Origin of the sequence: Methylobacterium sp. 4-46 (assembly GCF_000019365.1) — a bacterium.
In the GTDB taxonomy this organism is placed as follows: domain Bacteria; phylum Pseudomonadota; class Alphaproteobacteria; order Rhizobiales; family Beijerinckiaceae; genus Methylobacterium.
Genome location: NC_010511.1, coordinates 4555090 through 4580332, shown reverse-complemented (window position 1 = coordinate 4580332; position 25243 = coordinate 4555090). Strand labels below are relative to the sequence as shown.

At 70.0% G+C, this 25243-nt stretch carries 29 protein-coding genes and 1 pseudogene; 19 read left to right on the top strand and 11 right to left on the bottom strand.

The features are described from left to right. The first annotated feature begins 6 nt into the window (after window positions 1–6). The 16 genes from M446_RS19780 to M446_RS19705 all read left to right on the top strand — a co-directional run bounded on the left by M446_RS19780 (window position 7) and on the right by M446_RS19705 (window position 18419). Window positions 7–777 (top strand): hypothetical protein, encoded by a 771-nt coding sequence (locus M446_RS19780; RefSeq protein ID WP_012333881.1) that lies wholly within the window; start codon window positions 7–9, stop codon window positions 775–777. Between the two features lie 36 nt (window positions 778–813). Then, the gene (locus M446_RS19775) at window positions 814–1326 is read left to right on the top strand and encodes a hypothetical protein (protein ID WP_012333880.1); all 513 of its coding nucleotides are present in this window, start codon (window positions 814–816) and stop codon (window positions 1324–1326) included. A gap of 83 nt (window positions 1327–1409) precedes the next feature. Further along, complete coding sequence (locus tag M446_RS19770; protein WP_012333879.1) at window positions 1410–2696, top strand: hypothetical protein; 1287 nt, start codon at window positions 1410–1412, stop codon at window positions 2694–2696. Window positions 2697–2763: 67 nt separating this feature from the next. Continuing rightward, window positions 2764–3291 carry a phage major tail tube protein gene (locus M446_RS19765; protein WP_012333878.1) on the top strand — a complete coding sequence of 176 codons (528 nt, stop codon included), beginning with the start codon at window positions 2764–2766 and terminating at the stop codon, window positions 3289–3291. A 55-nt stretch (window positions 3292–3346) separates the two neighbouring features. Continuing rightward, a complete protein-coding gene (locus M446_RS19760; RefSeq protein ID WP_012333877.1) occupies window positions 3347–3895 on the top strand; it encodes a phage tail assembly protein in 549 nt (182 codons plus the stop codon). A gap of 106 nt (window positions 3896–4001) precedes the next feature. After that, a complete protein-coding gene (locus tag M446_RS19755) occupies window positions 4002–8246 on the top strand; it encodes a phage tail tape measure protein (RefSeq protein WP_012333876.1) in 4245 nt (1414 codons plus the stop codon). A gap of 21 nt (window positions 8247–8267) precedes the next feature. Beyond that, the gene (locus M446_RS19750) at window positions 8268–8693 is read left to right on the top strand and encodes a phage tail protein (protein ID WP_012333875.1); all 426 of its coding nucleotides are present in this window, start codon (window positions 8268–8270) and stop codon (window positions 8691–8693) included. A gap of 4 nt (window positions 8694–8697) precedes the next feature. After that, on the top strand, window positions 8698–8931 hold the full coding sequence (locus tag M446_RS19745; RefSeq protein ID WP_012333874.1) for a tail protein X: 234 nt from the start codon (window positions 8698–8700) through the stop codon (window positions 8929–8931). 13 nt (window positions 8932–8944) lie between these two features. After that, window positions 8945–10021, top strand: a complete 1077-nt coding sequence (locus tag M446_RS19740; RefSeq protein ID WP_012333873.1) for a phage late control D family protein — start codon at window positions 8945–8947, stop codon at window positions 10019–10021. A 52-nt stretch (window positions 10022–10073) separates the two neighbouring features. Beyond that, complete coding sequence (locus M446_RS19735) at window positions 10074–10568, top strand: hypothetical protein (protein ID WP_236728729.1); 495 nt, start codon at window positions 10074–10076, stop codon at window positions 10566–10568. 7 nt (window positions 10569–10575) lie between these two features. Further along, window positions 10576–12540 carry a hypothetical protein gene (locus tag M446_RS19730; RefSeq protein ID WP_012333871.1) on the top strand — a complete coding sequence of 655 codons (1965 nt, stop codon included), beginning with the start codon at window positions 10576–10578 and terminating at the stop codon, window positions 12538–12540. A gap of 75 nt (window positions 12541–12615) precedes the next feature. Then, entirely contained in the window at window positions 12616–13008 is a 393-nt protein-coding gene (locus M446_RS19725) for a hypothetical protein (protein ID WP_012333870.1), read from the top strand. Next, window positions 13005–17120: a tail fiber domain-containing protein gene (locus tag M446_RS19720; RefSeq protein ID WP_012333869.1), complete on the top strand. Its 4116-nt coding sequence runs from the start codon at window positions 13005–13007 to the stop codon at window positions 17118–17120. The genes M446_RS19725 and M446_RS19720 overlap by 4 nt, the downstream gene beginning before the upstream one ends. Then, entirely contained in the window at window positions 17117–17398 is a 282-nt protein-coding gene (locus M446_RS19715) for a hypothetical protein (RefSeq protein ID WP_012333868.1), read from the top strand. Before M446_RS19720 ends, M446_RS19715 begins: the two co-directional genes overlap by 4 nt. A gap of 73 nt (window positions 17399–17471) precedes the next feature. Then, the gene (locus M446_RS19710; RefSeq protein WP_012333867.1) at window positions 17472–17699 is read left to right on the top strand and encodes a hypothetical protein; all 228 of its coding nucleotides are present in this window, start codon (window positions 17472–17474) and stop codon (window positions 17697–17699) included. 117 nt (window positions 17700–17816) lie between these two features. Continuing rightward, window positions 17817–18419 (top strand): hypothetical protein, encoded by a 603-nt coding sequence (locus tag M446_RS19705; RefSeq protein WP_012333866.1) that lies wholly within the window; start codon window positions 17817–17819, stop codon window positions 18417–18419. 208 nt (window positions 18420–18627) lie between these two features. Here the strand turns inward: M446_RS19705 and M446_RS19700 are convergent, their stop codons facing one another. Further along, window positions 18628–19050, bottom strand: a complete 423-nt coding sequence (locus M446_RS19700) for a MucR family transcriptional regulator (RefSeq protein ID WP_012333865.1) — start codon at window positions 19048–19050, stop codon at window positions 18628–18630. A gap of 237 nt (window positions 19051–19287) precedes the next feature. Beyond that, window positions 19288–19734: pseudogene (locus M446_RS35655) on the bottom strand (MucR family transcriptional regulator). 502 nt (window positions 19735–20236) lie between these two features. Here M446_RS35655 and M446_RS19695 point away from each other — a divergent pair. The 3 genes from M446_RS19695 to M446_RS19685 all read left to right on the top strand — a co-directional run bounded on the left by M446_RS19695 (window position 20237) and on the right by M446_RS19685 (window position 21685). Then, a complete protein-coding gene (locus M446_RS19695) occupies window positions 20237–20722 on the top strand; it encodes a hypothetical protein (RefSeq protein WP_012333864.1) in 486 nt (161 codons plus the stop codon). An 86-nt stretch (window positions 20723–20808) separates the two neighbouring features. Then, window positions 20809–21330, top strand: a complete 522-nt coding sequence (locus M446_RS19690) for a hypothetical protein (RefSeq protein ID WP_265576396.1) — start codon at window positions 20809–20811, stop codon at window positions 21328–21330. After that, window positions 21320–21685, top strand: coding sequence for a hypothetical protein (locus M446_RS19685; RefSeq protein ID WP_012333862.1), 366 nt, complete (start codon window positions 21320–21322; stop codon window positions 21683–21685). The genes M446_RS19690 and M446_RS19685 overlap by 11 nt, the downstream gene beginning before the upstream one ends. 437 nt (window positions 21686–22122) lie before the next feature. Here the strand turns inward: M446_RS19685 and M446_RS38235 are convergent, their stop codons facing one another. From M446_RS38235 to M446_RS19650, 9 genes are all read right to left on the bottom strand, one after another. After that, window positions 22123–22296, bottom strand: coding sequence for a hypothetical protein (locus tag M446_RS38235; RefSeq protein ID WP_012333860.1), 174 nt, complete (start codon window positions 22294–22296; stop codon window positions 22123–22125). Window positions 22297–22330: 34 nt separating this feature from the next. Then, window positions 22331–22723 (bottom strand): hypothetical protein, encoded by a 393-nt coding sequence (locus tag M446_RS19680; RefSeq protein ID WP_012333859.1) that lies wholly within the window; start codon window positions 22721–22723, stop codon window positions 22331–22333. A gap of 113 nt (window positions 22724–22836) precedes the next feature. Further along, the gene (locus M446_RS19675; RefSeq protein ID WP_012333858.1) at window positions 22837–23079 is read right to left on the bottom strand and encodes a hypothetical protein; all 243 of its coding nucleotides are present in this window, start codon (window positions 23077–23079) and stop codon (window positions 22837–22839) included. A 13-nt stretch (window positions 23080–23092) separates the two neighbouring features. Next, window positions 23093–23458 carry a hypothetical protein gene (locus M446_RS19670; RefSeq protein WP_012333857.1) on the bottom strand — a complete coding sequence of 122 codons (366 nt, stop codon included), beginning with the start codon at window positions 23456–23458 and terminating at the stop codon, window positions 23093–23095. A gap of 41 nt (window positions 23459–23499) precedes the next feature. Next, window positions 23500–23766 carry a hypothetical protein gene (locus M446_RS19665; protein ID WP_018261548.1) on the bottom strand — a complete coding sequence of 89 codons (267 nt, stop codon included), beginning with the start codon at window positions 23764–23766 and terminating at the stop codon, window positions 23500–23502. A 259-nt stretch (window positions 23767–24025) separates the two neighbouring features. Then, window positions 24026–24229: a hypothetical protein gene (locus M446_RS19660; RefSeq protein ID WP_012333855.1), complete on the bottom strand. Its 204-nt coding sequence runs from the start codon at window positions 24227–24229 to the stop codon at window positions 24026–24028. A gap of 2 nt (window positions 24230–24231) precedes the next feature. Further along, the gene (locus M446_RS38230; RefSeq protein ID WP_012333854.1) at window positions 24232–24399 is read right to left on the bottom strand and encodes a hypothetical protein; all 168 of its coding nucleotides are present in this window, start codon (window positions 24397–24399) and stop codon (window positions 24232–24234) included. 105 nt (window positions 24400–24504) lie between these two features. Beyond that, window positions 24505–24888 (bottom strand): hypothetical protein, encoded by a 384-nt coding sequence (locus M446_RS19655; RefSeq protein ID WP_012333853.1) that lies wholly within the window; start codon window positions 24886–24888, stop codon window positions 24505–24507. A 33-nt stretch (window positions 24889–24921) separates the two neighbouring features. Then, complete coding sequence (locus M446_RS19650) at window positions 24922–25146, bottom strand: hypothetical protein (protein WP_150108708.1); 225 nt, start codon at window positions 25144–25146, stop codon at window positions 24922–24924. Window positions 25147–25243: the final 97 nt, after the last annotated feature.

Genomic DNA, 25243 nt, shown 5'->3' with positions numbered 1-25243 from the left:
CCGCACATGACGACGGTAGTTGACGCCCTGACCGATTCGACGACCGCGCTCAACGCCGCGCTCGCGCAGTGGCAGACGCTCTACAATCAGGTCGTGGCCCAGGGCGCGACCAACGTGACCAACATCACAAACATCATCAACAATTTTCAGAACCGCCCGCGGTCGCTTCAGATCTTCGTTGACCCGTCGAACGGGTCCGATACGACCGGGTCCGGCGCACTGCAAGCGCCCTACCGTAGCCTCGACAAGGCGATCGAGAACCTTTACCTGGACGGCAAGACCGAAATCATCTGCCTCGGCGATGTGCAGCTCAATTATTACCGCGCACTGTACTCGGACATCACCATCGTCGGCGCGACCCTGGACACGCCCGACAACTCGACCCCCTACGCGTCGGCTCAGCGCCAGTTGACCTTCCGCAACGAGGCGCTGAACTCGCCGCTGCCGTTCTACGGCCGGGTTCCGGGCGGGTTCATCGCCGGCACGGCCAATATCACCTTCGGCTACCTGGACATCATGCTGCCGAACCCGTCATCGGACGTGACGTTCCCGTACTGCATCCAGACCTCCGGGCAGATCAACGCGAACAACGTCACCATCGCGGCCCCGTCCGGAAGTCTTGCCACGCTGATCCGCACCGAAGCGGGCTTCCACTCCTCGTTCTACTTCAGCGGGTCGCTCGGCGCGAACGCCGCGGGCCGGGTCTTTTCCGGCGTGGCGGCCGGCGCCAACCCGAACAACTACAGCGTTTACACGTCGAGCCTCACGGCGGCGTAAGCCCCCGCCCTCGCCCTCCGACAGGATCCCGCGCTCATGCCGCAGACCTCCGCCGATGTCCTCGCCGCGCTCAGTCTCGATCACGGGGCCGAGAGCTTCCGCGACGCACCCGTCGCCTTTCTGCGCGCCCGCGGCGTGCCCGACGCCGTGATCGTCCCGGCCGTGCGCGCCAAGCTCGCCGCGCTGGTCGACGCCAAGGCGGAGGCCCTGCGGCTCGCCCTGGTCACGCCCGGCGCCGGGCAGGCCATGGAATATCAGGAGACGCTGGCCCAGGCCCGCGCGGCGCTCGCCATGTCCGGGACTCCCGTCCCGGGCGACTACCCGCTCCTGGCCGCCACGGTCGGCCTCGACGTCGACCCGCAGACCGGCGCGCCAGCCTCGGACGTCAAGGGCGTCGCCCGCGCGGTCGTCGCCGCGGCCGCGGCCTGGATCGCGGCCGCGGCCGCGATCCGGGGCGCCCGCCTGACCGCGAAGGCCGCGATCGCCGCGGCGGCGACACCCGAGGCGGCGGTGGCCGCCTTCGAGGCGGCGAGCTGGCCCGCCCTCTGAGCCTCCCCCTGCCCGGGTGATCCGGGCGCCCCTCCCACCCCGCACGCCGCCTCCATGGCGGCGTTTCTGTTTGGAGCACGCCCGTGACCGCACCCACCCTCGGCTACATCGCGACCCGGCCGGACGACGATCCGATCGTCGTCGCGGGGACCGACTTCTCGAAGGTCGGCATCCTCTCGACCTCGGCGGACGCCGACGCCGATGTCTTCCCGCTCAACACGCCCATCCGCTTCAGCAGCACGGACCCCGCGTACCTCTCGAAGATCGGGACCGGCTACCTCGCTGACGCCCTTCAGCTGCTCAACGCGCAGCTGAAGGGGCTCGCCGCCGACGTGATCGTGGTCCGCGTGGCCGAGGGCGCCAGCTCCGACCCGACGACCAAGCTCTCCCAGACGCTCGCGAACTGCGTCGGCAGCGCTGGCAGCAACACCGGCCTCTACGCCTTCCTGACCGCCGCCGAGGTGGTCAAGGCGGTCCCGCGGCTGATCATCGTCCCGGGCTACACCGCCCAGCAGCCGGACGGCACGGGCGTCGCCAACCCGGTCATGGCGGCGATCGGGCCGGTGCTCGACACCCTCCGGGCGTTCATGCCCTACGACGTCGCCCCGGGCTCCGCGGACGCGGCGATCGCCGGGCGCGAAACCATGTCGTCCATGCGGATGATGCCGGTGGGCGTGGCGGTCCGCGCGTACAAGACCGTGAGCAACGTCACGACCCTGACCACGATGCCGGCGAGCCCGATCGTGGCGGGCCTGTTCGTGCGCCAGGACAACAACCTGGGCGGCAAGCCCTTCGACACGATCTGCAACCAGCCGGTCTACGGCATCGCCGACGTCAGCCGCCCGATCGCGTTCAGCCTCATCGACGGCTCGACCGAGGGCCAGACGATGCTGGCCTCCGACGTCTCGATCATCGTCTCGGGCCAGTCCGCGAACGTCGATGCCATCGCGGAAGGCGGCTTCGTCTTCCTCGGCTGGGAGACGTGCGACATCAGCGAGAACTGGCGGCAGGCCCATCAGGTCCGCGGCCAGGACTATATCGATGTCGAGGAGCAGAAGATCACTCGCAAGTACCTCGGCAAGCGCATCACCCCGCGCGTGGTCGAGAGCTGGCTGAAGTCCCTCGACTTCGCCATGCTCGACCACGTCAAGGCGGATCCGCCGGACATCCTCGGGTACAAGATCGTGTTCTCGAAGGATCTTAACTCGGCCAATCAGGTCGAGCTGGGGATGCTTCACATCCAGAGCTATATCCAGCAGGCGCCGATCTTCCTCGTCGCGCAGAACGACGTGCGGAAGTACCGCCCAGCGCTGGACGCCCTGGTGGCGACCGTCATCGCCAATACCGGGAACCTGACCGCCACGGTCTGACCCCAGCAACCCGCGCCGCGGCCCGGCGCGGGTCCCCGCCCCCCTCTCGACAGAAGGATAGCCCGCCGTGGCCCAGGACATTCTCATCATGGAGGAGGTCGACGTTCGTCGTGCGGACGACAGCGACGACACCCGCGTCTTCACGATCAACAAGATGGCGCTGCCCGGGATCAAGCGCAAAACCTCCGAGCACACCCCGGGCGGTGGTACCGGCACGGTCAACTTCGCGCTACCGATGATCGACGCGCTGGAGCCGAAGTTCTCGGTGAAGGGCGTCGACCTGGACGTGCTGAGGAAATTCGGCTTCTCGGCCGGCACGAACGACAAGTGGACGTACGCCTCGACGCTCCGCAACAAGAAGACCAATCGTCTTCTGCCGGTCCGCGCCACGATCCAGGGCGTCGTCTGCGAGTGGTCGCCGGGTGAGCACACCCCGGGCGAGCTGATCGACTGCGATCACTCGCTGATGGAAGTGACTTACTATGAGCTGGTCGTGAACAACGAGCAGATCTTCAAGTGGTCGTTCTACACCCGCGAGTGGATCCACGGCGGGACGGACGTGTTCGCCGAGTACCGCGCGGCCCTCGGCGTCTGATCGGGCGGGCGGCGCCTCCGGGGCGCCGCCCGCCTCAACGGAACAGGTGGACCAGATGGAAAGCTTCGAGACGCTCGTCCGCGACTACGAGCCGGCCGGCAAGGCCGCGCCCGCGCCCCAGGCAGCCCCGCAGGCAGCCGTTTCGGCCCCGGAGGCGGGGAAGGGCCGGCGCCGGGGCAAACGCCCGCTGGCGGTCAAACCTCGGGCCGCGGAGCCCGCCCCGCCCCCGGCGGAGCCGGATGAGGAGCCGGTGTTCGTGGGCGGCAAGCCCCGCTCGGCCGAGTTCCCGCTGGAGTGCCCGATCGCCTACCAGGGCCGGGTCTACGACACCGTGGTCCTGCGCCGCCCGACCGCGGCGGAGGTCGCGGCGTTCTTCGACGCCCTGGCCGAGAGCGGCTTCCGGGGCTTCCCGGTGTTCTACACCCCGGACGGAACACCGATCCCCTACAAGGTGATCGAGCGCCTGGACCCGGACGACGACGACAGGATCGGCGCGCGGATCATGGATTTTTTGCCGCGCCGGATGCTGCCGCCCGCCGTGACCGACGGCAGCGAGTCGACCCCCGCCTCTGGCGAGACTACCGGGCCGACATCCTCCGCGTGATCGGCGGGACGCGCGCCGAATTGGACGCGCTGCCTTGGGACGACTTCGTCCGCGAGTGGCGCTGCGCCCAGCGCATGGCGCGCCTATAGCATGAGAGAGCCCCCAGATGGCCAGCAAGACCGCCTCGCTCATCATCCGCTTGACCGATCAGGTCACGGGTCCGGCCGGGCAGGCGTCGAAGGCGCTCCAGGGGCTCTCCAAGGCCGGCGACGGCCTCAACAAGCTGAAGAACGCGGCCTCGGGCCTGGACGAGCTGGGCGGCAAGCTCCGGCGCGCTAAGGGCGAGGTCGAGCGCGCGTCGCGGGAGCTGGCCGCGGCCGAGAGGAAGGTCGCCTTCTTCGCGCGCTCCAAGGCGTCGGGCAGCTCGAACTACGCGGCCTTCAAGGCCAGCGGCGAGGTCGACGCGGCCCAGGCGCGGCTGCGCGCCGCGAAGGCGCAGTTCGCGGCCTCCCAGCGCACCCTCGAAGGGCTCAAGACCACCTTCGACGGCCAGAAGGCCGTGGTCCGCGGGCTCACCGCCACCCTGGCCTCCGCGGCCGGGGGGCTGAAGCAGGTCACGTCGGCCGAGGGCGCGATCGCCGGCGCGACCAACGGCGCCAACGCGGCGCTGCGGACGCAGGGCAACCTGTTCTCGACCATCTCCCAGCGCGCGGCCAGCGCCGCCAAGGCGTACAGGGACGTCGCGGCCGGGATGGCCGCGGCCGGGCGGCAGTCGGCGGCCCAGCAGGCCGCCAGCCGCCGCATGATCGACGGCATGAGCTCCCCCGCGCGCGCCGCTCGGGCGCAGAAGGCGGCCCAGAGGCAGGCCGAGCTGGCCGCGACCTATCAGGCGGGCCGGCGCTACTCGACCGGCTCGATGGCGGGCGGCGCGGCCCGGAAGGGCGGCGCGGAGGGCGGCACCTCCATCGCCGGGGGCGCGGTCGAGGCCCTGGAGGGGCTGGGCGCCGCCGAGCTGGCGAAGCGGACCTACGAGAAGGCCCGGGATGTCTACCTGGACTTCGACGAGGCGACGCGCCGGCAGCGCGCGGTCATGGGAATCAGCGAGGACACGCAGAGGCCGCTGACCACGCAGGCGCTCCAGATCGGCAAGGACACCCGGTTCACGAACTCGGACGTCGTGAAGGCGCAGACCCTCGTCGCGTCCTCGCTGCCGGATCACCTCAAGACCGTGGCGGTCATCTCGGCCATCACCGAGAACACCAAGGACTACGCGCTCGCCATGGGAACCACCATGGACGAGGGCGCCGAGGCGATCATCTCGCGGATCAAGGGCCGGCAGTACGACCTGTCCTCCCCGGATGCTGCGGCGACGAGCGCCAAGCACGCGGCGAACCGGCTGGTCCAGTTCGGCAAGTCCTCGGGCGCGAGCCACCACGACATCATGGGCTACACCAAGTTCGGCGCCGCGCCCGGGCAGGTGATGGGCTTCTCCGAGGAGTTCTCGGACTCGCTGGCCGCCCAGCTCAAGCGCCTGGGCTACGACGGCGCGATGGCCGGCACTTTCGTCCGGGCGGCGGCGACCAAGCTGACCGTGCCGACGAACAAGGGCCGCAACGCCCTGGCGGCGGCCGGCTTCGACCACGACGACTACGTCTCCCCCGGCAAGAAGATGTCGGCGGACAACCTCGACAATCTGGTCCGCCTCCAGTTCGGCAAGGGCCTGAACGCCTCTCAGCTGAAGCGCATCGGCGAGCTGCTGAACGACGAGGACGTGGTCGGGGACCGGGCGGAGTTCGTGCCGCAAGTCTCCGAGATCCTTCAGGAGACGCTGGCGAAGAAGGGGAAGAAGGGCAAGGTCAACGCCCAGGACGCCCAGAAGATCGCCAAGGCGGTCAACGACTACATGAACATGACCTCTGGCGCGGTCGACAGCGAGCGCCTGCTCATGGACATCCTGAAGCAGGGGCTGACGCCCGCGCTCGCCAAGTACCTGTTCGGCCAGGAGCACGGCGGCCGGGCGCTCGGCCTGCGCCCCGAGATGCTGGAGAAGGACCGCAAGGCGTTCGAGCACACGCCGAAGGACCGCGCCTCGCAGTTCGGCAAGGACGTCAACGCGGGCGCCTACGGCGAGTACAACCAGATGAAGGGGTCCTTCGAGACCGCCTACATGCGCGCCGCCCAGGCGAACGACGAGCGACTGCGCGGGATGTGGAAGGCCATCGGCGATCTGGCCGACAAGTTCTCGGACCTCTCCGACAGCTCGATCCGCACGGCGACCGACCTCGCGACCGCGACGACGGCGTTCCTGACCCTGAAGGGGACGCTCTCCGCGCTCGGCATGTTCGGGGTCAGGGCGGCCGAGGGGCTGGGCGCGATCCTGAGCAAGATCACCCCCTTCATCGCGGCGGCCTACGCGGGCGCCAAGACCGGGCAGGCGATCGGCGAGGGGATCAACGAGGTCGGCGCCATCGCGGGGGGCAAGTACTGGACCCCCAAGGACGAGGAGGAGCTGGCCGACCTCCGGCGGCAGCGCGACGAGAAGCGCGGCCAGATCGAGGCGCGGCAGGCGAAGTTCCACCCCTCACGGCGCGGGGAGTTCGACCCCGAGAGCGACCGGCTCCAGAAGGACATCAGCGTCCTGGAGAACCGCATCCGGTCGGGCGAGGAGACGAAGCGCGCCGGGCTGCCGATCGGCGAGGCCGCCCGGGAGGCCCTGGACGCCCGCGCAGCGGCCAAGGCCGCCCCCGCGGCTCCACCGGTCAAGCCCCCGGAGGTCAAGGTCCCCGACGCCGCCAGCGCCGGCCAGGACGCCGGCAAGGCGGTCGCCAAGGGGGTCGAGAAGGGCGCGGACAAGGCGGGTGAGCAGGCCGGGCAGGCCATCGCGGACGGCGTTCGGGCCAAGGCCCCGGAGGCCAAGCGCGGCTGGGAAATGCTGCGGCGCGACGCGGCCGAGGCCGGCAGCGATGCCGGCCAGAGCGCGGGCGAGCGGATCGCCGAGGGGATCAACGAGGTCGGCGCCATCGCGGCCGGCAAGCACTGGACCCCGAAGGACAGCGAGGAGGTGGCCGAGCTGCGCCAGCAGCGCGACGCCAAGCGGGCCGAGATGACCGGCATCGAGGGGTGGATCCGCCCCTCGATGCGCGGCCAGCCGAACGCGGACCTCGACCGCCTCCAGCGCGAGGTCCAGACGCTCGACAACCGGATCAGGGCCGGCGAGGAGCGCCAGCGGGCGGGCCTGAAGCTCGGCGAGGCGGCCCGGGAGGCCTTGGCATCCAAGGCGGCGGCCGGGAGCGCGGAGTCGGGCGCCAAGGCGGGCCAGGAGGCTGGGCAGGCCATCGCGGACGGCATCCGGGCCAAGGCCCCTGAGGCCGGCAGCGCGGGCCAGGAGGCCGGCAGCAGCGCCGGGCAGGGCGTCGCCAAGGGGGGCGCGAAGGAGGCCCCCAAGATCGAGGAGAAGGCCAAGAGCCTCTGGGAGAAGATCAAGGAGATTTTCTCCGAGCCCATCAAAATTTCCTTCGACCTCGACACCGGGGCGGCGACCGGCCGGGCCCGCTCGACCTACGTCTCTTTGTCGGGCGGCGGCGGCGGCTCCTTCTTCGGGCGGGCGCTCGCGGTCGGGGGCGGCGCCGGGATCGGGCACGTCGCCTCGAAGGCCGACCGGGCCGCCTACATCCGCGAGGCGGCGCGCCGGAACGGGATCGACCCGGAGGTCGCGCTGCGCGTCGCGCAGAGCGAGGGCTTCAACGAGTACACGGGCGACCAGGGCCGGTCGTTCGGGGACTTCCAGCTCTTTACGGGCGGGGGCCTCGGCAACAAGGCCCTGCGCGAGGGCATCAACGTCCGCGACCCGAACACCTGGAGGGAGCAGATCGACTTCGCGATGCGCGAGGCGGCCAAGGGGGGCTGGACCCCGTGGCACGGGGCCAAGCGGGTCGGGATCGGCCCCTGGCAGGGGATCGGGCGCCCCCGCACCTCCGCCCCGGCGGCATCGGGCGACCTGACGCCCGCCCAGATCGAGGCGGCGCGCCAGCGCATCCAATCCCGGTACACGCCCAGGCCTGCCTCGCCGGAGGCGCAGCCCGGACTGACCGGCTCGGGCGTGCCGGCGATCGCCCCCAAGGGCGACACGTCCGGCCTCGACAGCCTGGGGACCAAGGCGGACGCGGCGAAGGACAAGCTCTCGGGCCTGTCCGGCGTCACCGTCTCCCCTCAGGTGTCGACCGGCGGGCTCGACGGCCTGATCGCCAAGGCCAACCAGGCCCTCGCGGCGCTCCAGCGCATCCCCGGCGCGGTGGCCTCGGCCAACGCCTCGCTCGGGAGCGTCAACGCGGCGGCCGGCGGCAAGGGCGGCGGCGAGAGTGGATCGGGCTCAGTCAACGTGCGCGGCGCGCTCTCTGACAACTTCGCTTAACGGAGGCGCGCCGTGCAGTATATGGTGGGCAGCCTGATCTTCGACACGTTCCCGTTCAGCGTGACTGGCGTCGAGCGGGAAGATGCCTACGATTACGCCAAGCATGACCTAATGTCCCGGCGGAAAGGCTACGAGCGCGCGGGGGCCGGGGACGACACCCTGACCCTCTCGGGCGAGTTCCTGCCCTTCCATATCGGGGGCCTCTCGCAGCTCGAAACCGCCCGCGCCCTGAAGGACAGCGGCTCCGAACAGTTCGTGATGCGCGGCGACGGCTACGTCGTCGGCTGGTTCGTGATCACCTCCGTCAAGGAGAGCCACGCGGACGCCGTCGCGCCGAACGGCATCGCCTACAAGGTCAAGCACGACCTCAAGCTGGAGCGGGTCGATGACCCGGGCCAGTCGACCGGCGCCGACCTGATCGACGCCGTGCTCTCGCTGTTCGGGTGAGCCCATGTCCCAGACCGTCATCGTCAAGGACCGCCGGGCGGTCCTGGACCTCCTGCTGTGGCGCGAGCACGGCCGGGCCGGGGACACCTCGGCCATGCTCGCCGCCGCCCTGAAGCTGAACCCGGGCCTCGCCGCCCGGGGCCCGGAGATCCCGCTGCTGACGCCCGTCGTCCTGCCGGACCTCCCCGCGGCCTCCGCCGCCACGACCCGCAAGGTCGTGAACCTCTTCGACGACTGACCGGAGCGCACCGATGGTGCTGGCAACCGCGTGGCGGGTGACCGTCAACGGAAACGACGCCTCGGACGCGATGAACCCCTACATCACGGCGATCGAGGTCGTGGACAAGGCGGGGGGCTCGTCCGACAGCGCGACCCTCGAATTCGATGACACGGACGGGCAGGTGCGCCTCCCGTCCAAGGGCAACCCGGTCGAGATCGCGCTTCAGGGCGTGATCGTGTTCAAGGGCGTGGTGGACGAGGCCGAGTCGAGCGGCGCGCGCGGCGGCGGCATGACTCTGTCCGTCTCCTGCAAGTCGGTCGACAAGCGCGGCAAGACCAAGCAGAAGCAGCACAAGCACAAGGACGACGCAACCTTAAAGGAGTTTTTGGAGCAGGCGGCGAAGGACGCCGGCCTCTCCGGGATCAAGGCCGACAAGACTTTGGGCGCGATCAAGCGCCCCTACTGGTCAACCGAGGGGCGCTCCTTCCTCCAGCTCGGGCAGGAGCTGGCCGAGGAGTTCGGCGCGACCTTCAAGATCCAAGGCAACCAGGCGGTCTTCGCCGCCCGCGGGGGCGGCGCGACGCCCGGCGGCGGCACGATGCCGAGCGTCGAGGCGACCCGGCCCGGGAACCTCATCTCCTGGAAGATCACCCCGAAGGAGACGAGGCCCCGCTACGCGAAGGCCCGCGTCCGCTGGTACGACCGGAAGGAAGGCAAGTGGAAGCAGGAGGACGTGGAGATCGGGGCCTCGCCCGGCGCTCCCGAGGTCTTCGATTTGCCGACGGCGCCCCGGGCGACCAAGGATCACGCGACCGACGCGGGCAAGGGCCGCAAGGCCGAGAGCGAGCGCGAGGGCGGGTCGGGCGAGGTCACGATCCTGCTGGAGGTCGCCGCCAAGGCCGAGGGCACCTGCGTCGTGAGCGGCTGCCGCTCCGGGGTCGACGGCACCTACCGGATCGAGAGCGTGACCCACAAGGTCAGCCGGTCCGGCGCCGAGACGACCCTCTCCCTGAAGCAACCGCAGGGCTCGGCCGGGAGCGACGAGCGCTCGTCGGACGGGGAGTCCGACAGCTCGTCCTCGGGGAACACCGGCTCCGGCTCGCCGTAGGGCGCGCCGGGCGCCTCTCTGCCTCTTACCTGACGGGTTTCCGATGGCGACGATGCTTTACACTGTTCTGGCGGCCTCGGGCGGCTGGGTCGCGGGCCAGGAGGTAGTGATCGGCTCGGAGATCGCGCTGACCGACGAGGAGGCGCGGTACGAGGTCGACTTCGGGGCGGTGGCGCCCACCGGGCGCGAGCCGCCCCAGCCGCCGCCCGTCCCGGTCATGCAGGACGGCGACCTGATCCGCACCATCCGGGGCGCGAACAACCGGGACGTGGTGGCCACCTCCTTCGAGAACTGGCTGGTGCGGCCCGGAGGCGCGCTCGCCGCGGCGCTGGCCGTCTTCGAGGCGGGTCTGGCCCAGGCCCTCGCCAACCAGATGCCGCCGATCATCAAGGTCCTCGCCAAGACCGCGCCCCCGGCCCCCGCGGACCTCGCGGACGGGCAGTGGGCGCTGATCGCGGACAGCTCGACCACCCCGGCGACCTTCACGCTCGCCGCCCGGAGCGGCGGCGTCCTGACCACCTTCGTCCTGAACCCCCCGGCCATCTGAGGGCTCCATGCTCCGTCGTCTTCTCCTGGCGCTCGTCGCGCTCGCGGCGGGCCTGCCCGCGCACGCGGCCGATCTGCGGCGCTACACGGCCCCGGGCGCGATCCCGGCCCTGACCGGGGCCTATCCGCTCGGGACGGCCGAGGTCGCGATCAACGTCGCGGACCGGAAGCTTTATTATCGCAACGCGGACGGCTCCCTCGCGGACGGGACCCTGCTGCGCCCGATCGCGCCCGCCAAGACCTGCATCGAGACGGGCGACTGCTCGGGCCTCTCCGCCAAGCCGGCCGGCGCCACCGCGATCAACACCATCGAGACGCTGCTGGGCCGGGCGACCTACATCTCCGACTTCATCCTCCCGGGCGAGACGACGATCGACAATGCGCTCGCCCGCGCGGTCGCCAAGTTCAGCAACAACGGCGGGCGGATCATCTTCCCGTCCCAGACGAACTGCTACGCGCTATCCGCGCCGTTCTCGATCCTCAAGAGCAATATCACGCTAGATGGCGAGGGAATGAACCCTTCGTGCATCAATTCGACCTTCGACGGCGATGTCATTAAGGTGGGGGATGGCACTCCATCGATCGTTCCCGCGCATACGCGGATCAGGAATATCAACTTCACGTCGTCCATTGCTCGGACGAGCGGCGCGAACATTGCTCTCCGTAACAGCTACAACACGCAGATCGAGAACGTGGCCTGCGCGGTCAACGTCTACGTCTGTGTGGACATCTACGGCGGCCCGAACGCCTTCCTGACCCGCATCACGGACCTCGTGGCGGGCGGCGGCTACGTCGGCATTCGGATCGGATACAACGACCTCGGCACCTACGCCGCCGACGTAATGGTCACCCGGCCGACCATCGGGTCGATGTCCCGGGCCGGCGTCGAGATCCGCCACAGCGGCGGGGTCCAGATCACGGGCGGCGATGTTCTGTCCAACGGGCGGGGCATCCTCATTACCCCACAGAACGGGCAGAACATACAGGCCGTTCATGTCGTCAATACGTACATCGACACCAATTCCTACGAAGGTATCCTGATCGACCCACAGGGAACCGGGGTCGCCGCCACCTTCATGTTCAACGGCGTCTGGGTGGCGACCAACGGTCAGCAGACCGGATACCCCGGCATCAGGGTCAAGGGGACCGCGCAACAGACGAGCGGGATCAGCTTCTTCGGCGGGCGCTCGATCAATAACGGCGGCGAAGGGTTCCGCCTCGAAGGCGGTATCTACGTCGACGTGGCTAGTATGCAGATCGGCTTCAACTCAAGGAAGACGGAGAACACTTACTCCGGTTTCTACGTCGCCCCCGGCGTCTCCAATTGGAGCCTGAAGGGCGGCCGCGTCGGGCCGGTCTACGGCATGAGCGCGAACGTCGAGACGCAGAAATACGGGGTCGAAATCGCTCCGGGAGCGAGCGATTTCTTCTCGGTCGAAGCCGACCTCTCGGGCAACGTGACCGGACCGATCTCCAATCAGGCCACGGGCTCGCACCAGATCGTCAACGCCATGGGGGCGCACTGGACGTACATGGGCGGCAACGCGGGCTTCGGCACCCGGAGCCCGGCGAACAACCTGACGGTCGCCTGCTCGCCCCGTCCCTTCTCCGACGCGCAGGCCGGCGGGGCCTGCGCGCAGTTCGGGGTCGGGTCCGGGGCGAGCACCGACGACGCGATCTTCGCGGGCGTCCTCTCCGGCTCGTATGCCTGGATCCAGGCCGCCAAGCCCGGGACCGGGACGCGCCCCCTGATGGTCAACCCCAACGGCGGCGCGGTCGCCCTCGGGCGCTCGGGCATGTCCCCGGCCTCGACGGACGGCTGGCCGGCGATCCCGGTCACCGCCGGGGCACCCGTTGGCACGCCTACCGGCATCCCGGCCGGGTTCGCGCCCATCCAGGCCGACAGCTCCGGCAACAAGCTCTGGATCTACCTCAACGGAACGTGGCTCTACGTCGGCACCGCCGCGCCCTGACCCCGCCATGACCGCCACCGCACCCCGCGCGCCGCCCCTCGGGCGGCGCGCCCATCCGCACGCGACGAGGCCAGCATGACGACCCGCATCCTTGAGCTGCCGCTTCTGACCACGAAGATCACGACGGCGCTCAACGAGGACTGGCGGGACGCGCTTCAGTTCCCCGACGCCGACAACACCCCGATCCCGCTCGCCGGGATGGCCTTCCGCGGGACCTTGCGCGAGTCGGTCGACGGGGCCGCCTACTTCTACCTTGCCAGCTCGGGCGTCCCGACCCCGACCGGCGTGCCGCGGGTCGACCTCCTGGTCGTCGGGGACGGGACCGTGCTCGGGATCGTCTGCCCCGTCACGCGGATGCGCTCGGGCCGGGCCGGGACCTACATCTTCGACATTCGCGCCTTCGCCGACGGGGTGACCCGCCGCTGCGTCAACGGCACTGCCACGATCGAGCGGGGCGTCGACAGGTGATCACCGAGATCATTGTCACGCGCCCGGCTCCCGGCCGGGCGGCGGGGCAGCCGTTCGCGCCCGGCTTCGTCGGCCCGGTCGGGCCACAGGGGGAGCAGGGCCCGATCGGCCCGCCCGGCGCTCCTGGCGAGCGGGGCGAGAAGGGCGACACGGGCGAGCGCGGGCCGATCGGCCCGCCCGGCATGACCCGCGCGGCCGACATCGCGGACGCCTCTCCGTCCGGCCTCGCGGTCCTGACCGGGGACGCGGCGGCCGGCGCGGCGGCCCTCGGCCTGGGCCCGGAGGACGCGCCCGCATTCCGGGGCGCCTACCTCTCGGGCCCCCTGGTGTCGTCCTACGTCGACGGCTTCGAGTTCGACGCGCGGACCGGAGAGCGTCACCCCTGGGTCGCGCAGACCGGAACCGGGCGGAACATCTATGCCTGGGTCGCCTCGACCGGGACGGGCGTCTACGACAGCCTCGCGGGCAACGTCTACGCCTGGGACGGCTCGACCTTCGCGGTCACGGGCTCCCTCACGACGCCCGCGGTCAACGTCCTCTCGATCGACGCCAGCGCGCTCGCGAAGAACCCCTGGCTCGCCACCGTCGCGGCCGGGCGGAATACCTACCAGTACGTTGGCGCGAGCGGCGTCGGGATCTACGACAGCCTCCAGGGCAACGTCTGGGGCTGGAACGGGACCCAGTTCATCGTCGGCGGCGTCCTGACCGCGAACGCGGTCAGCGCGGCCGGCCCGCTCACTTCGAGTGCGGTCGACATCATCCGCGCGGACGCGACCGCGCACGAGGTCCACCCCTGGGTCGTCACCGTCGCGGCGGGCCGGGACACCTACGCCTTCGCCAGCGCGGCATCGGTCGGGGTCTACGACTCGACCTACGGCGACGTCTGGTACTGGACCCCGGCGACCGGGTTCCACGTCGGCGCGACCATCGTCTCTCCCGCCGTCGACGTGCTGAAGGCGGACGCGCAGGGCCGGACGGTCAACCTGTGGCTCGCCCAGACCGCGACGGGTCGACAGGTCTACCAGTATGCCGGCCCGGCCGGGGTCGGCGTCTACGACTCCCTGACCGGCAGCGTCTGGGGCTGGAACGGCTCCACCTTCGCGCTCGCGGGAACCGTCTCGGTCGTCAACCTCGTCGCGTCCGGGACGATCAGCGGGAGCTTCTCCGGGTCGCTCGCCGGAAACGCGAACACCGCGACCAAGCTCGCCACCGCGCGCACGATCAGTGCCACCGGGCATGTCTCCTGGTCCATCTCCTTCGACGGGGCCGGGAACGCCACCGCCGCGGCCACGGTCGCGATCCCGGCGGTGCAGGTGACGGACAGCACGGCCCCGGGCCGGGCTGTCCTGACCGCGGCCAGCGCGGCCGCGGGGGCCTCTGCGCTCGGCCTGGGGGCCACGGACGCGCCCTCCTTCCAGGGGGCCTACCTGTCCGGGCCGCTGGTCAGCAGCTACGTGGACGGGCTCCAAATGGACGCCCGGAGCGCGGAGCGGCATCCCTGGACGGCCCAGATCGCCACCGGCCGGGACATCTACGCGACCGTCAGCTCCGCCGGCACGGGCGTCTACGACAGCCTTGCCGGGGCGGTCTGGTTCTGGAACGGCTCGACCTTCACGGTCAACGGCACGCTGACCACGAGCGCGGTCAATGTCCTGTCCGTGGACGCCTCCGCGACCGCGAAGAATCTCTGGCTCGCCACCACGGGCACGGGTCGACAGGTCTACCAGTACGCCTCGGCCTCGGGCGTCGGCGTTTTCGACAGCGCCTCCGGCAACGTCTGGGGCTACGACGGGACCACCTTCACGCTCGCCGGGACGGTGTCAGTCACGAGCCTGACCGCGAGCGGCGCGATCACCGGCAGCCTCTCGGGCAACGCCAGCACCGCCTCGAAGCTCGCCACCCCGCGCTCGATCGCGGCCTCGGGGGACCTCTCCTGGTCCGTGTCGTTCGACGGGTCGGCCGCCGCCTCCGCGGCGGCGACCCTCGCGACGGTCAACAGCGCCCCGGGGAGCTTCGGCTCGGCCTCGACCTCCGTCGCCCTGACCGTGAACGGCAAGGGCTTGGTCACGGCCGCGAGCGCCACCGCCATCGCCATCGGCTCGACGGCGATCACGGATAGCAGCACGCCCGGGCGGGCCGTCCTGACCGCCGCCTCCGCGGCGGCCGGCGCGACGGTCCTGGGGCTGGGCACCGGCAACAGCCCGACCTTCACGGGCCTGTCCCTGTCCGCCTCGATCGCGACCACGGCGGTCGACCTGATGACCCTCGACGCCCGGAGCGCCGAGAAGCACCCCTGGGTCGCGCAGACCGGCACCTCGCGCAACGTCTATGCCTTCGTGTCCTCGTCGGGGACCGGGGTCTACGACTCTCTGGCCGGGACCGTGTGGGCCTGGAACGGGAGCACGTTCACGGTCGGCGCGACCCTGACGACGGCGGCCACGAACGTCCTCTCGGTCGACGCCTCCGCGGCGGCCAAGAACCTCTGGCTCGCGACCACCGCGGCCGGCAGGCAGGTCTACCAGTACGCTTCCGCGAGCGGGGTCGGCGTCTACGACTCGACCTCGGGGAACATCTGGTCCTGGGACGGCAGCCTGTTCACGGTCGCCGGAACGCTGGTCGCCACCCTCTCGGGCAACGCCGCGACGGCGACCAAGCTGGCCGCGGCCCGGTCCATCTCCGCGACCGGGGACCTCTCCTGGTCGGTCAGCTTCGACGGCTCCGCGAACGCGACCGCCGCCACGACCCTGGCGACCGTCAACAGCAACGTCGGCTCGTTCGGCTCAACGACCGTCGTGCCGGTCATCACGGCCAACGCCAAGGGCTTGGTGACGGCGGTCGGGACCGCCTCGATCGCCTTCCCGGTCACGTCCGTGGCCGGGAAGACTGGAGCGGTCGCCCTGGCCCAGGCCGACATCTCCGGCCTGACCACCGGGAGCAGCCCGACCTTCACCGGGCTCACGCTCTCCGCGGCGATCTCGTCCAGCGCGTCGGACATCATCGCTCTCGATGCGCGCTCCGCGGAGAAACACCCGTGGAACGCCCAGGTTGGCACCTCGCGGATTATCTACCAGTACGCGACCGCGACTGCCGTAGGTGTCTGGGATACCACCAACGGAAGCGTCTGGTCCTGGAACGGCTCGACGTTCGCTGTCCCGGCGTTGTCGGCGGCGGTGGCCTCGTTCTCCGGCCTCGTGACCTTCAGCACGTCCGCCAACTTCACGGGCGGCACGGCGAGCTTCCAGGGCACGACCGGCGCGATGGCGACTTCGAGCGGGAGCCTCGCCCGCCTTGAAATCAAGAGCAACGGCGCATCGACCGATGCGGCGTATATGCAGTTTCACCGCTCCGGTTACTATGCCGCTTACTTCGGGATCGACGCCGATAACTATTGGAAAGTCGGAGGATGGTCCGCGGGTGCCGTCGCTTACAAGGTATTTCACGAGGGTTATCGCGACCCGACGAAGGCTGATCTTACGGGCGCGTCGTTTGCCGGCGCGGTCAGCGCGACCGGCCTGCTCTCGGCACTCGGCACGACGGCCGGCGTCTACCTGCAGGACCGCGGCGGCGGCTCGATCAATTGGACGCAGTACGGCAGCAGCGGGATTTTCCGCTGGTACGACGGGTCCCAGGACCGGCTGTGGCTCTCCACGACCGCCCTGACCCCGAACACTGCCGGGGGGCTGACCCTCGGCAGCAGCGCGAACCCCTGGAGCACGGTCTACGCCCAGGTCGGGTCGATCAACACGTCCGACGCCCGGGAAAAGACCGAGGTCGCCCCGCTCGCCCCGGCCGAGGTCGCGTGGGCGCAGGATCTCGCGTCCGAGATCGGAACCTTCCGCTTCCTCTCCTCCGTCGCAGAGAAGGGGGGCGGGGCGCGCCATCACGTCGGCCTGACCGTCCAGAGGGCGATCGCGCTGGCGGAGGCCCGCGGGCTCGACCCGCGGGCCTACGGCCTCGTCTGTCACGACGAATGGGAGGGCGGGGACCGCTTCGGCTTCCGCCCCGACCAGCTCGCCCTGCTCCTCATCGGGGGGCAGGTGGCGCACATCGCAGCCCTCGAAGCGCGCCTCGCCGCCCTCGAAACCCGCCAACCTAAGGAGAGAGGACCATGACCAAGTTCGAGCAGGCGACCGCCATCCAGCAGCGGGCGCAGCAGATCATCTCCGGCCTGACCGTGGTCAAGGCCACGGCGGGCTACCCCGGCCCCGGCGTCACGGACGTCCCGATCGAGGTCCGCGTCGGCGGGATGGGGACGCTCGCCGTCTACCAGCCGGCCGAGGCGGCCAAGGCCGACGCCCTCTTCGCCCAGGTCGAGGCGGCCCTGGCGCCGATCCGCGCCCGGGTGGCGTCCGACGCCGAGGCTGACCTCGCCGCCCTCTTCGCGAGCTAACCGCCCGTCCCATCCCCCCGCCCTCACAGCCGCCTCCGGGCGGCTTTTTGCTGCCCGCTGCCCGGAGGTCCCCATGCCGTCAGCCCTTCTTCTGGTCGCCCTGGTCTGCGCGGCCGGGACGCCGATCGATGCCTGCACCCCCGAGGTCGCCCTTGACCAGCTCTCCCGTCCCTGCGGGGCCGCGAGCCCGGCCGTCTGCCTGGGCGAGGGGGAGACGCTGCTGGCGAGCGCGGACCCCAAGGCCCTGAGGGGCCTGACCGTCCGCTTCGTGACCGTCCAGCGCGGCAAGGGCGCCCGGTGATGACCGCGCCCGCCCTGGCGCTCGCGGTGCTGCTGGCGGGCGCCCCCTTTCGATCGGCCCGGCGCTCTCGGCCGGGCCTCCCCCGCCCTCCCGGCCCCCCTGATCCCGAGGCTGTCCATGGACCAGTCCATCCCCGCCCCCGCGGCGCGCCTGCTCGACTTCATCGCCTCGAAGGAGGCGCCGGAGGGGTACGGCACCATCTACGGCAATAACCAGCGCAAACTCCCGACGCCGCTGGTTCAGATGACGATCGCGGACGTGATCGCGAGCGGAACGGCCTGGACGAACCGCTTCGGCTCCAGTGCAGCCGGCAGATACCAGTTCATGAAGGCGACCCTTCAGGGGCTCGTCAGGGAACTTGGCCTCTCCGGCAAGGAACAGTTCTCGCCTGATCTTCAGGATCAGCTGGGGTTCCACTTGCTGAAGCGGCGCGGCTACGAGAAGTGGGCGGCCGGCAAGCTGACCGACGTCGCCTTCGGGCTGGCGCTCGCCCAGGAGTGGGCGAGCTTCCCGGTCCTCGCCCCGACGACCGGCTTCAAGCGCGACGTTGCACGCGGCCAGTCCTTCTACGCGGGGGACGGGCTGAACAAGGCGCTCATCTCCGCCGAGGCGGTCGAGGCTGCGCTGGTCGCCGCCCGTGCGGCGCCGAAGCCGGGCGCGACCGACGCCCGGGTCACGCCGAACCTCTGCCCCGCGTGCGGCAAGGCCTTGGCGGGCTGAGATCCCGCGAGCGCGCCCCGGCATCGAAGTACGTCTACACTATGTCATTGGTCGATTGTCGTGCGGGCCGCAGATGGGGCTCTGCAGTACGGTTTTCACGCCTTGCTCGCGGAAGGAAGACGGCGTCGAGGTCACGGTGACTTCGCCGATCCGGCCGACAGCCCCGGAGGCGGACCGCGGCACCGCCAACGAGCAGGCGGGCGCGGCGCTACCTGCCCTCGCTGCTCGCGGGGCGGCGAGACTGGCCGAGGGCGAGGCTCTTGGCGAGTTCAGAGCGCTTAGCGGCGTAGTTCGCGGCTACCATCGGGTAGCCGTGCGGAAGGCCCCACTTCTTCCGGTATTCGTCCGGGGTTAGACCGCGGATGCCGAGGTGTCGCTTGAGCGACTTGTAGGGTTTACCGTCCTCAAGGCTGATGATGTAGTCCGGCGTCACCGTCTTCTTGATCGGCACCGGCGGGACCAGCGGCGCGGGCTCAGCGGCTGGCGGCGCGGAGAGCTGGTTTAGCGCGCCGTTCACGGAGGCGATCAGCCCCGGCAGGTCGGCGACCGGGGTCGCGTTTTTCGACACGTAGGCGGCGACGATCGCAGCTGTCAGCTCGACCGCGTCAGCGCCGCAAACCTTCTCTCTCATATCGGCTACCTCTGTTGTAGCTTTGAACGGCATGTAAGCGCGCTGGATCGGCAATCGAGTTGGAAAAGTCAAGTGCGATAGCAATCGTTGCCACACGACTGCGGCATGTAGCCGTTATGTTCTCTCTCTATCTTTGGACTTCTTTTGGTACGCAGAGCAGGGATCGATCACTCTCGGCCATCTTTCTCCTCCCGCGCTCGCGCTGGCGGGAGGGGCGAGCGTATCGGGGTGCACGAACTACTTAGGCTTATCCTTTGCTCCTCCTCGACGACGGACCCCAAGGCCTATGCTCTTGGCGAGTTCAGAGCGCTGGGCCGCGTAATTTGGCGCTACCATTGGGTAGTCTCTGGGCAAATCGTACCTCTGTCGATACTCGGCTGACGTCAAACCTTGCCTCGTGAGGTGCTGCTTCATCGATTTGTACGACTTTGCGTCGATGAAGCTGATCAGAGCGTCCGGCGTGATGGACCTTCTGACCTGGGCCGGGGTCACCTTCGGCGTCTCCTCAACTGGGGGCGCCTCAGGCTTTCCGAGATCACCGAGAGTGGCCCCGACGGAAGCGATTAGGTTTGGCAGATCGTCTGGTCAAACCAAATTGTTAGACCCACAGGCAATTACAATACCAACAACTACAATTATAGTTTCTTTGACTCCAGCATCGGCAGACTCCGAGTTGACGTTCATGTAATTGTCCTGAATTCTTTCCACTGGCTTTCTCCGCAGCGCGTCATCAAGGACGTTAGCGTCAAGTCGTTCCGCAAGGACTGGACCGAGGTCGACGGGGTCGTCGAGAGGGTCGTTGGCACCTTCAGCGCCTTCGTGCCGCCGCTCTCCGGCGTCAGCGCCAGCTCGCTCTGGGCGGTCGGCCGTAGAACAACCTTCCATGTCGGGCGTGTTACAATGGCGCTGAAGGCAGAAAAGTGGCCTGTGATCGGCGGGCGACAACCGATTCGAAAAATAACATCCTATGATGATCCGAATCTTCGGCGTATTCACCGGGCTCTGCTCGAAAGCGGCCCCTAGAATGACCAAGTCCATTGAATTTTGACCCACGATGGGCATGAAGAGACGAGGCAGTCAGGCCGATAAACTCAGGATCAACTCAGCTAGACCTGCTCGATCCTGACCTTCTGGCATCCCGCGCCGCCGGGTGATGCGGCACACCCCTCCAGCCCAGAGATCCCCCATGATCCGCCTGCCCCTGCTCGCGGCGCTGTTCGCGCTCGCCCTCACCGCCCCGGCCCTGGCGGCCGACACGACCGTCAGCTTCGACGTGTCCAGCTGGATCAAGGCCGGCAGCGACATCGCGACCGCCTTCCTGGTCCCGATCCTGACCGGCGTCCTGGCCAAGGCCATCGCGCAGTACGCGCCGGTCCTGGGCCTGATCTTCACCCAGGCGCGGATCGAGACGATGGTTCGGAACGGGATCGCCTACGGGACCAACGCCGTCGCGGGCGCCGCCCCAAGCAAGCCCCTGACGGTCGACCTCGGCTCCCAGGTCATCGCATCCGGCGTCCGCTACCTCCAGGCCCACGCGCCCGCGGCGATCATCAGGGCGGCGGGCGGGCCCGACGCCCTCGTGCCTCTCCTGTTCCGCGCCCTGCCCTTCGACGCCTCGGCCAGCGAGGCGGCGGTGCTCGACGCCGTGAAGCGGCAGCTCTCGGCGGCATGATCGAGATGCCCTGGCAGATCCCCCCGGCGGCTCCGCTCCCCGGTGGGATCGCCGCGCGCCCGTCCCGTCGCGAGACGGAGCGGGCGGTGATCCGGGCGCTGTCCCAGCTCGACCCGTCGCTCGCCCGCTGGGCGCGCGCGGAACGGCGCCGGGCGGCGCTGCTCCGGTTCCTGGTCGGGATCTGGGGGCATTTCCGGCTCCGGGCGACGGAGTGGTTCGCCGCGGCCCTGCTGCTTCAGCTCGGCTGGACGTTCGGGACGCCGCCCGACATCTTCCCGTGCCAGCCGACTTGGGCGCTCCTCGCCCGCCTCGCCCCCGAGGGAACCTGGGGGGCTCTCATGCTGGCGGTCGCCGGCCTGCGGATCGCAGCCCTGACGGTGAACGGGACCTACCGAGGGTTCCGGTTCTCGCCCCACATCCGCGCGCTGACAGCGTTCCTCGCCTGCGGTCTCTGGCTTCAGGTCACGCTCTCGGCGTGGAGTTCCCCGGTCCCCGGCGCCGCCTGCGGGATCTACAGGCTGATCCTGCTCATGGAGCTGTGGAACGTCTGGAGTTCCGGACTCGACGTTGGCTATGCCGAGCGGAGACGCGCACTCGATGCCGCCTGAAGTCCAGACTGCCATCGCGGCGCTGCCGCCCTGGCTCCAGGGGATCGCCAGCGCCGTGATGTTCGTCGTCGTGATCGCCATCTGGCTCTCCGCTTACCGGCGCGGGGGCAAGGAGGCGGACGTCCCCCCCCACCCGATCGACCCGGCCGAGCTGCTGGCCGCGGCGCCCGTCAAGGCGCTGGTCGAGGCGCTGGTCGCGATTGCCGAGAGCACCAAGACCCAGGCGGAAGCCGTCGAAGCGCTGCTGGCCCTGATCCGGGCCGACTACGAGGATCGCAAGCTCGAGCGTCGATTTCGGGAGATGCAGGGCCGCAATGGCGGGGGCCAGCCGTCCGGCGGCTGGGGCGCCCCTTAAGGGGCGCCCAGGCCCTTCTCTGGCTCATCCGCGGCCGCCCTGGGCCAAATCTGGGCCGTCCAAGGGCATCCTGGCGAACGGGAAAGGGGCGCCCCGTAAGGGGGCGCCCCGTGCGACATCTGGCCTTCGAGGCCCCTGGCCCCCTGCCCTGACCGGCAGGGGGCTTTTCGGGCGTTTCAGGGCTGCGCCCGGAGGTGACTCCGGGCCAGCTCGCGCTGGTCGTCGTCCACGACCCAGGCGGTGTCGTACAGGCAGTGTGGCATCTTCTTCTCCCTTGCGATCCTTGCCGGCAGTGCCATGATGCGGCTCGTTCTCCCCCGCCAGCGCGGGGATCGCCCTCCGGGGCGCGGATTGAAACGGCGGCTGCGCTCGCAGCGGAGACGGGATCGGCCCTGGCGCAAGCCGGGGCCTTTCTCCTGGGCGGAACCGCCTCCGCCTCACCCGATTGCGTGGAAGCAACCGGCGTGCTGCCACAGCTCCACGAGATGGCAGCCGCCCTCCTGCTTGTGCCGGCGGATCGCACCGTCAACCTGATCAGGGGTCAAAGCGGCGTCGATCACCTGCCACTTCTTGCCGTGCTCATCGGCGTAGAAGGCATGCGCGAGCCACATCTCATCCTCCGTCCCACTGTCCGGGCCGCTGCGATCAGTCGTCCGTAAAGTACGAGTCTTTCACCGCGAACCCGCGCCGCCGCGAAGGCGGATCCACGGCGGCGCGGCCAAGGATCGCCGTCCGGTTCTCGGTGATCTGCGCCGAGATCTCCGCATCGTCGGGCTTCTCGTGCAGCATGGCCGCCAGGAGGGCGTTGCTGTTCTCCAGCGCCCCCCGCAGCCTGTTGCGCTCGGCCTCCGCAGCTTCGGCCCGCTCGCGCCACGCATTCGAGCGTTCCAGGGCACTCGTGACGCGGCGGTGATCTGCGGCGCGCTCGGCCTCGGCGCGCACGAGGCGGGTGCAGATCGTCAACAGTGCCTCGTGCTCGTCGCTCGGGATGCAATCGAGCCCATGACCGTCAACGATCTTCCAAAATGCTTCGCTCATCACTTCCTCTTGTCTGTTTTACTCGGCCACCAATCAGATCGTCCGGCTTGCCGTCCGTAATCTCGGGGCGGCCGAGGAACCTGTGCCGATCCGTCAAACGCTGGATTGGCGGCCTACTGGCAGCCCGGCGTTAGACCATGGGCCGGCAGCGACGCCTCCGGCCCGTTCGGCTCGGCCGCGCGCATCGCGAGGTACACGCGGGCGCAGATGCAGCCGATTGCGACATTGCCGGTCTTGTCCGCGTCCGCGATCGCGACCTGCGCGCGCTTGAATTCCTCGACGCCGGCCGCCAGCATCTCAAAGGTCAAGATCTCCGCCAGCGCCTGATCGCGCGCGTCGCGTTCCGCGTCGGTCATCGTCACGTCCCGCTCAGTCGGCACGCGGGGCGGCGTCGGCCTTGAGGATCTCGGCCAGGATCCAGGCCGCCTTCCACTCGGGCGTGGATATCAGCTCGATCAGGCCTCGCTCGTAGGTCAGCGGGTACTTCTGGCGGATGAAGGTGCGGGCGCGGTGGCGCAGCTCCTCGATCAGCTCGGGGGTGATCGGCGGTGGCTTGTCCCAATGGCTCGCCGGAGGGACAGGGGCGGCCTCCCGGTCGTCGCCGGTCGCGGCCGTCGCCCGCGCGGTGCCGGAGCACGGCGCGCTCGGCTTGGGCTGAGGCGGCATGCTGGTGAGCAAGATGCCGGTCGTGTCGCCTGTGCCGTCGCAGTCCGAGCAGGGTACGGTAGGGTTCACGCGAATCTCCTTGGGTAGCGCGGGGTCAGACGGGGCTGGCTTTAGCTTGGCAGTTGCCCGGGCGGAAGCCTGGGAGGGAATTTCGCCGCCTCGCGGGCAGCCTGCCGGCGGGCCAGCATCGCCTCCTCAGCAACGGCCGCCCGCGCCTTGGCGAGCAGCTCCTCCGGGTCGGCGGCGAACACGACGATGGCGGACGGCGCGAACGCCCTGCCGGCCACCGCCGGGATCTCCTTCCCCAGCCGGGCGATCCACCGGCGCTCCGGCGGGCAGTCCTCGTCCATGCCGGCGCAGGTGCGGATCGTCGTCATCTCACAGCTCCTCCAGGCTCGCGCGGCGGCGGATCGGCCGCCCATCGACTTCCAGGCAGCGATTCCCTCGGCTCGGTGCTCACGGCAGAACCAGCGCCGAGGCTCGTGGAGCTGGTCGGGGCCGGGCGGGCCGTAGCCGAAGGGCGCTGGCGCGCGGCACTCCTCACAGACGGGCTCGCGGATCACCCGGGATGAGGACTTCCCCCGCAGCGCCTCCTGGGGACGCCGAGCGTCTCGAACAGGATGCCCTCGCGGGCCATCAGGCGGCGTCGGCGGGGCTCGTGGCCGGAGCCGTGGGGCCGCCTCGCGGCCTCTGGGGGGCGATCTCGGCCGCGGCATCGGGGGAATAGTCCTGCTTACCGACGTCGGCCGTGTCGCCGCACTCGCCGCGGACGACGCGGTAGGTCTGGTGGCTCGGCGGCCGGTCCCCGCCGATCGCGACGCGCTTCCGGGCGCGGGACATGGCTACGTCCTCCCCGCGGCTGGGCCGCGCGCGAGCATCGCGCCGCGGCTGCGCTCCATGACCTCCGCGACCGTCGCGGAGGATTCGATGGTCCAGTCGCCCAGAGCCGCGGCCATCAGCGGCACGCGGGCGAAGATCCGCCCCTGGGCGTCTCCGAGCAGGAAGTACATCTGCCGGCAGGCCGGCTCCTTTCAGCCGCAGACGGCCAGCTCCAGCGTGTGCGCGTCATAGACCTGTCGGGGGTCGAGCTGGTGATGGGTAGACCCGTCATCGGATCAGCCCTCGGCCGGGTCGGCGGGGGCGTCCCCGACGAGGCTGGCCGCAAGGGCGCCGACGGCCAGCTCTACGGCGGTCTTAAGCCTGACCACGCGGTCGGTGGTGACGATCGTGTCCGGCTCGTGATCGCGCCAGGACACCCACGCCTGCCGGCCGTAGACGCCCCGGATGATCCCCTCGGCGGGGTGGTCGAGGTGCCGGACCAGATCACCGTCCCGGAGGGCGGGGCGGACGCCGACGATGGCGCTCCGGTTGATGTAGTTGGCCTGCCCGCCGAGCCTGACGGCGATCTGGTTCTGATCCGCCTGGTGCAGCCAGCGGACTTCAGCCTCGATGGTGATAATGTCCCCTTCGACCAGGGTCGAGGTCGTCGCGTTGCTCATAGGTCAGTGCTCCTCTCCACCGGCCAGCTCGGCCTAGGTCGCGTCGGATTCGTCGAGGTAGGCGGTCACCAGCTCCGGGTGCCCGTTCGGGCTCTCGGGCCGGTAGGAGACGGGGACCGCCATGCGGAGCTTGCCCTTGCGCGCCGCGTCCGCGCCCCGCAGGCGGGCGGTTTCGATCGCGGCGGCCTCCGGGGCCGGCTTGGCCTGCCGGGACGACCACCGCGGGGCGGATCGCCAGCGCGAGGTCCGAGAAGCCAAGGCCGAACCGCGCGAGCTTGCGCCCGATCGCCCGGGCGGCGCCCAGCGCCTCGCCGTCATGGTCCGAGCCCAGGAGAGAGATCAGCTTCGCGATGTC